The 6,104-nt window shown below is 72.0% G+C and carries 7 protein-coding genes; 4 read left to right on the top strand and 3 right to left on the bottom strand.

Annotated features, from left to right (window positions below):
• Window positions 1-212 (bottom strand): hypothetical protein (locus AB0J52_RS23430; protein ID WP_500184136.1); only part of this gene is annotated, 212 nt, incomplete at its 3' end.
• Between the two features lie 240 nt (window positions 213-452).
• Between AB0J52_RS23430 and AB0J52_RS23435 the strand changes: the two genes are divergently transcribed.
• The 3 genes from AB0J52_RS23435 (at window position 453) to AB0J52_RS23445 (ending at window position 2,883) form a co-directional block, all read left to right on the top strand.
• Complete coding sequence (locus AB0J52_RS23435) at window positions 453-1,295, top strand: helix-turn-helix domain-containing protein (protein WP_500184138.1); 843 nt, start codon at window positions 453-455, stop codon at window positions 1,293-1,295.
• Window positions 1,292-1,576: a DUF397 domain-containing protein gene (locus AB0J52_RS23440; RefSeq protein WP_500184140.1), complete on the top strand. Its 285-nt coding sequence runs from the start codon at window positions 1,292-1,294 to the stop codon at window positions 1,574-1,576. The genes AB0J52_RS23435 and AB0J52_RS23440 overlap by 4 nt, the downstream gene beginning before the upstream one ends.
• 251 nt (window positions 1,577-1,827) lie before the next feature.
• Complete coding sequence (locus AB0J52_RS23445) at window positions 1,828-2,883, top strand: LLM class F420-dependent oxidoreductase (protein WP_500184142.1); 1,056 nt, start codon at window positions 1,828-1,830, stop codon at window positions 2,881-2,883.
• 81 nt (window positions 2,884-2,964) lie between these two features.
• On the opposite strand, the gene AB0J52_RS23450 is transcribed toward AB0J52_RS23445, so the two are convergent.
• A complete protein-coding gene (locus AB0J52_RS23450; protein WP_500184144.1) occupies window positions 2,965-4,620 on the bottom strand; it encodes an acetolactate synthase large subunit in 1,656 nt (551 codons plus the stop codon).
• A 144-nt stretch (window positions 4,621-4,764) separates the two neighbouring features.
• Entirely contained in the window at window positions 4,765-5,562 is a 798-nt protein-coding gene (locus AB0J52_RS23455; protein WP_500184146.1) for a methyltransferase domain-containing protein, read from the bottom strand.
• Between the two features lie 178 nt (window positions 5,563-5,740).
• Between AB0J52_RS23455 and AB0J52_RS23460 the strand changes: the two genes are divergently transcribed.
• Window positions 5,741-6,046: a hypothetical protein gene (locus AB0J52_RS23460; RefSeq protein ID WP_500184147.1), complete on the top strand. Its 306-nt coding sequence runs from the start codon at window positions 5,741-5,743 to the stop codon at window positions 6,044-6,046.
• Window positions 6,047-6,104 lie beyond the last annotated feature (58 nt).

Raw genomic sequence — 6,104 nt, forward strand, 5'->3', positions numbered from 1 at the left:
GGCTCCCAGAAGGCCTGGGACGCCGACGCCTGGGACGCCTGGCACGCGGCGTGGGGGCGGCCGTCCCGGGCGGTCTCGGCACGGCCCTGGCGCGCGCCCTCGGCACGGCCGTGGCACGCGCCCTCAGCGCCGGGCAGCGGCGGGTCGAAGGCCAGCAGGCCTGATGAAGACTGGTCCACGGCGTCTCCGGCGATCTCTGGAGAGGTGGTCACGGGGTTCCCTCCCGGGGCGGCGGCACGGCGGGCGCGAAGAACCGGCCGCGACCCTCACGGTGAGTCTCTGGTCACGCGACGGTGGTCACGTAACGACACCGAACGGTCACGGTTCTCAGAATCGCGTGAGAATCTCAGTACCGCAACACCGTTGGGCAGATTGCTCTGGCGGGAGAGATTCCTCTACCCGCTTCGTCATTCCCGTTGTGGAACCCCGGGCGACCGGCGAGACTCCCCGCCATGAGCTACCGGCCCACCGTCCGCGGCCGCCGCCTGGCGCGTGAGCTGCGGACGCTCCGTGAGAAACGCGGTCTCACCCTCCAGGAGGTCGCCGACCGGCTGAGCATGTCGCGGGCCACGGTGTCCCGGCTGGAGACCGCCCAGACGCGGCCGAAGGCCGAGGACATCCAGCGCTTCCTCGACCTGTACGGCGTCCCGAGCCCGGAGTGCGACGCGCTGCGCAACCTGGCGGCGGCGGCGCAGCGGCGCGGCTGGTGGACGGCCTACTCCGACGTCTTCACCGGCAGCTACGTCGCGATGGAGCACGAGGCGTCGCTGATCCGCACCTGGGACCCGCAGCTCGTGCACGGCCTGCTCCAGACCGAGGACTACGCGCGGGCCGTCATCACCGCCGGCCGGATGCTGCCGAAGCCCGAGGACGTGGAGCGGCGGCTCGCCGCGCGCCGCACCCGGCAGGCGCTGCTGGAGCGGCCGGACGCGCCGCAGGTGCACATGGTGGTGGACGAGGCGGTGCTGCGCCGCCCGATCGGCGGGCGGGAGGTGCTGGCCGAGCAGTTGCGGCGCCTGGTCCGGCTGGCCGAGCGCGACCGCGTCACCGTCCAGATTCTGCCGTTCACCGTGCGCGAGCACGCGGGACTCGACGGCCGCTTCACCATCCTGTCGTTCCCGGATCCCGCGGACCCCGATATCGCCTACGTGGAGGGCACGATGGGCGACGTTTATATCGAAAGCGCTGCGGAAGTGGCCAGTCACGGGGAACGCTTCAATCGGATCGCCGAGGCGGCCCTCCCCCCGGAGGAGTCCGCGAGCCTCGTCGCCGACGCAGCAAGGAGCAGCTCGTGAACCCATCCCCCGCCGACCCGCGACGCGGGTCCGACAGCGAGACCGACAGCGACACCGACAGCCGTGGCGGCGGCCCGCTCCGCCGGGCCTCCGCCCCCGAACTCGACACCGCGCTGTGGACCAAGTCGTCCCACAGCGGCAGCGGCGACCAGTGCGTCGAGGTCGCCGCGCTGCCCGGCGCGCGCCGGGCGGTGCGCGACTCCAAGGACCCGCACGGCCCCGCGCTGCTGCTGGCGTCCGCCGACTGGCAGGCGGTGCTCGACGGCGTCGCCGCCCGCTGACCGGCCCGGCACCCCGCCGACGGACCTCTGCCCCCTGACGGTCCCGATTCCCTGACGGCTTCGACTCCCTGACGGCTTCGACTCCGGCAGGCGCCCCCGACTTCCTGCCCGCTCACCTCCGTTCCTGCCCGCTCACACCCGGCGGCGCCGCTCCGCGCGCGGCCCGCCGGACCGGGTCCGTCCCGGCCGGGTCTTCCGAGAAAACTAGAACGCGTTCTAACATCGCGGTGCCCCCGACGGAAGGCGCCACCGTGACCGCGGAACCGAACCCGGCCCCCCCGACCACCCCCACGCCCGAGCTGAAGCTCGGCATCAACGTCGGCTACTGGCAGCGCGACCCGGACGACCAGACCGAGACCGTCCTCGCCGCCGAACGGCTCGGCTACGACGCGGTCTTCACCGCCGAGGCTTACGGCTCCGACGCCTTCACCACCCTCACCTGGTACGCGGCCCGCACGTCGCGGATCAGGCTCGGCACCGCCGTGGCGCAGATGTCCGCGCGCACGCCGGTCGCGACCGCGATGCACGCCCTCACCCTCGACGCCCTGTCCGGCGGACGGGTGATCCTCGGCATCGGGGCGTCCGGGCCGCAGGTCGTGGAGGGCTGGTACGGGACGCCGTTCCCCAAGCCGCTCGCACGGACCCGCGAGTACCTGGACATCATGCGGCAGGTGTGGCGGCGCGAGGCGCCCGTGACCAGCGCGGGCCCGCACTACCCGCTCCCCTATCCTGGCGGGACGGGCCTCGGGAAGCCGCTGAAGTCGATCGCGCATCCGGTGCGTCCGGAGATCCCGGTGTACCTCGGCGCGGAGGGGCCGAAGAACATCGCGCTCGCCGCCGAGGCCGCCCAGGGCTGGCTGCCGCTGTTCGTGGACCCGGAGCGGATCGACGCGCTGTTCGGGGAGTCGCTGGCGGGCCGTCCGGCGGACTTCGAGATCGCCGCGACCGTCACCACGATCGTCACCGACGACCTCGCGGCGGCCCTGGAGTTCGCCAAGATCCCGCTCGCCTTCTACATCGGCGGGATGGGCGCGAAGGACCGCAACTTCCACCTGGACCTGATCGGCCGCCTCGGCTACGCCGAGCAGGCCGCGCGCGTCCAGGAGCTGTTCCTGGCCGGCCGGCGCGAGGAGGCGGTCCGGGCCGTCCCGGACGAGCTGGCCGACTCGATCTCGCTGCTCGGCCCGGTCGGGCGGATCAAGGAGCGGCTGGAGCGCTGGCGGACCAGCCCGGTGACGACGCTGCTGGTCGCGGGCGTCCGGGACGAGCCGACCCTGCGCACCCTCCGCGACCTCGTCCTCGGCTGACGGCACGGGTGGAGGAGAAGGCCCGGCGCCCGGCCAGCCCCTGACGGACCGGCCGGGCGCCCGCGCCTCAGGACCGGCCCGTCAGAACGGGTCGGTCAGCTCGCCGAGCTTGTCGGTGAGCTGGAGGTTGTGCGAGTAGTCGACCGGGACGGTCACGACCGAGACGCCGTCGTCGTTGAGCGCCTTGCGCAGCGTCGGCAGCAGCTCGTCGGCGGCGGTCACCCGGTACCCGTGCGCGCCGAAGCTCTCCGCGTAGGCGACGAAGTCGGGGTTGCCGAACTTGATGTTCGAGCTGCGCCCGAGCTCCAGGTCCATCTTCCACTCGATCAGGCCGTACGCGTCGTCCTCCCAGATCAGCACCGTGATCGGGATGTTCTCGCGGACGGCGGTCTCCAGCTCCTGCGAGTTCATCAGGAACGCGCCGTCGCCGGTCGCCGCGAGCACCTTGCGGTCGGGGTGCGCGAGCTTGGCGGCGAGCGCGCCCGGCACCGAGAAGCCCATGGACGACAGCCCGTTGGACACCAGCAGCGTGTTCGGCTCGTAGGTCGGGTACATCCGCGCCATCCACATCTTCACCGCGCCGGTGTCGGCGAGCACGATGTCCTCGCGGCCCATGGCCTCGCGGATGTCGGCGACGACGCGGCGCGGGGACAGCGGGAAGCCGTCCTCGGCGCGGCCCTCGGCCAGCTCGTCGCGCATCAGCTCGCGGATGCGGCGGCCGGTGCCGTTCACGTCCCAGCGGCGGTGCACGGCGTCGCCGAGAGCGCGCAGCGAGCGCGAGATGTCGCCCTGGATGCCGACCTCGACCGGGTAGTGGTCGTCCACCTCGGCGGGCATCGCGTGGATGTGGATGATCTTCTTGTCGGCGTGCGGGTTGACCTTGACCGGGTCGAACTCCTGCAACTCGTAGCCGACCGCGATGAGTACGTCCGCCTCGTCGAAGCCGAAGTTGACGTAGTCGTGCCGCATGAACCCGACCGCGCCGAGCGCGTTGCGGTGGTCGTCGGGGAAGACGCCCTTGCCGTTGAACGTCGTCGCGACCGGCAGCCCCAGCTTCTCCGAGAAGTGCACGAGCGCCTCGCTCGCGTGCGCGCGCGTCGCGCCGTGCCCGGCGAGGACGATCGGCTGCCTGGCCATCGCGAGCACGTCGGCGGCCCGCGCGATCTGCGCGGCGGACGGCTCCTGCGGGTGGACGACGTTGATCCGCAGCGGCCCGAGGTCCGCCGAGACCGACGCCGACTCCACGTCCTCCGGGATCGCCAGGTACACCGCGCCGGGACGCTCGGTCTGCGCGGTCTTGAACGCCTTGCGGACGATCTCCGGCAGCGCCTCGGGCGTCGGGACCAGCTCCGACCACTTGGTGATCGGCCGGAACAGCGACACCAGGTCGACGATCTGGTGCGACTCCTTGTAGATCCGGTCCAGCCCGACCTGGGCGGAGATCGCCACGACCGGGGTGGAGTTGGTCTGCGCGTCGGCGACGCCGAGCTGGAGGTTGATCGCGCCGGGCCCGAGCGTCGCGGACGCGACCCCGGCCTTGCCGGTCAGCCGTCCGTAGATCTCCGCCATGAACGCCGCGCCCTGCTCGTGCCGGACCAGCACGTAGCGGATGGACGAGTCGTCCAGGGCCTGGACGAAGTGGATGTTCTCCTCGCCCGGGATGCCGAAGACGTACTCGACGCCTTCGGCCTCCAGGGTGCGGACCAGCAGTTTCGCGGCGTCCGCCTGCGTGGACATTGCCTGTCCCTCTTCCTCGGGGTGGTGGTGGAGCGAGCTGTTGTCGGGAGCCGATGTCTGGGAGAGCATCCTTCACCCGCCAGGCATTTCGCACTGTGGCCAACCTCACCCCACCCCGTCCCCTCGCGGGTTCGGTGGCGGAGGTCAGGGGCGGCAGAGGATCTCGCCGTGCTGGACGGTGAAGACGCCGTCCGGGGCGGCGGCCCACTCCCGCCAGCCCGCGTGGATGCGCTCCAGGTCGTCGCGGGTGGCGTGGCCCTGCCGGACGGCCGTGTCCGCGATGTTCGAGCGGATCATGCGGCCGCCCCACGTCCCGGACCACCACTCGCGCTCCTCCGGTGTCGCGAAGGACCACACGGTCGAGGTGAACGTGATGTCGGTGAAGCCCGCCTCGCGCGCCCAGGACACGAGGCGGCGTCCGGCGTCGGGCTCGCCGCCGTTGCCGCGCGCGACCTTGTAGTAGACGGGCAGCCAGTCGGCCATGGCGGGCGGCCGCGGATACCAGGTGAAGCCGCCGAAGTCGGCCTCCCGCGCGGCGACGACCCCGCCCGGCCTGCACACCCGGCGCATCTCGGCCAGCGCGCGGACCGGGTCGGTGATGTGCTGGAGCACCTGGTGCGCGTGGACGATGTCGAAGGCGCCGTCCGGGAAGTCCAGATCGTGGACGTCGGCCACCGCGAACTCGACGTTGTCCAGCCCGCGGTCGGCCGCGTGGGCGCGCGCCTGCCGGAGCACGCCCTCCGCGGCGTCCGCGCCGACGACCCGGCCGGGGGCGAGGCGTTCGGCGAACTCGGCGGTGATGGTTCCGGGACCGCATCCGACGTCCAGCAGCGAGCGCCCCGCGCGGAGGTGTTCCGCCAGGTAGGCTGCGGAATTCTCGACGGTGCGCCAGGTGTGGAAGCTGAGCACGGTCGGGTCGTGGCCATGGGTGTATACGGACATCCGGATCACCTCTCGTGGAGTCGGCCGGTTCTGCGTGTGCCTCGCAGCCTGACACGTTTCTCATTTACTGAGAAGCGCGTCTCATAGAGTGAGATCCCAGATTCTTAACGTTTGCTGATAAACCCACCGAACGCGATCATCTTTCACTACCGTGACGTTCGCGACTGAAGGGGCGAACGTGCGCAAGAGGACCGAACGCAAACTTGCCGTGGGCGCGGTGGCCGTCGTCGCCGCCGTGCCGACCGCACTCGTGCTGATCCCGTGGAACGGACCGGGCGGCTCGCAGCCCGCGGCGGGGACCGCGCCGCTGAGCGCCCAGGCCGCCGCGTCCGACCCGAAGCCGGTCAAGCAGACGCCCGCCGCGCCGGCCCAGGGCAAGGTGTCCAAGCTGCCCACCGCGAAGCCCAGCATCACCTCCGCGCCCGTCCCGACCACGGTGCCGACCATCCCGCCGACCGGCGGCGGCAACGGCTCCGGCGGCTAGCAACCCTCCATACATTGCTGGCAGGGGTCACCTCGCCCGTGAACGGACCGGCACACCC

The sequence above is a fragment of the Spirillospora sp. NPDC049652 genome (assembly GCF_040675125.1).
Classification (GTDB): Bacteria; Actinomycetota; Actinomycetes; order Streptosporangiales; family Streptosporangiaceae; genus Spirillospora.

What these genes read in the sequence shown, in the direction of transcription:
- AB0J52_RS23435 (WP_500184138.1), top strand. Translation starts at nt 453, where the DNA reads ATGAGCTACCGGCCCACCGTCCGCGGCCGCCGCCTGGCGCGTGAGCTG.
- AB0J52_RS23450 (WP_500184144.1), bottom strand. Translation starts at nt 4,620, where the DNA reads ATGTCCACGCAGGCGGACGCCGCGAAACTGCTGGTCCGCACCCTGGAG.
- AB0J52_RS23455 (WP_500184146.1), bottom strand. Translation starts at nt 5,562, where the DNA reads ATGTCCGTATACACCCATGGCCACGACCCGACCGTGCTCAGCTTCCAC.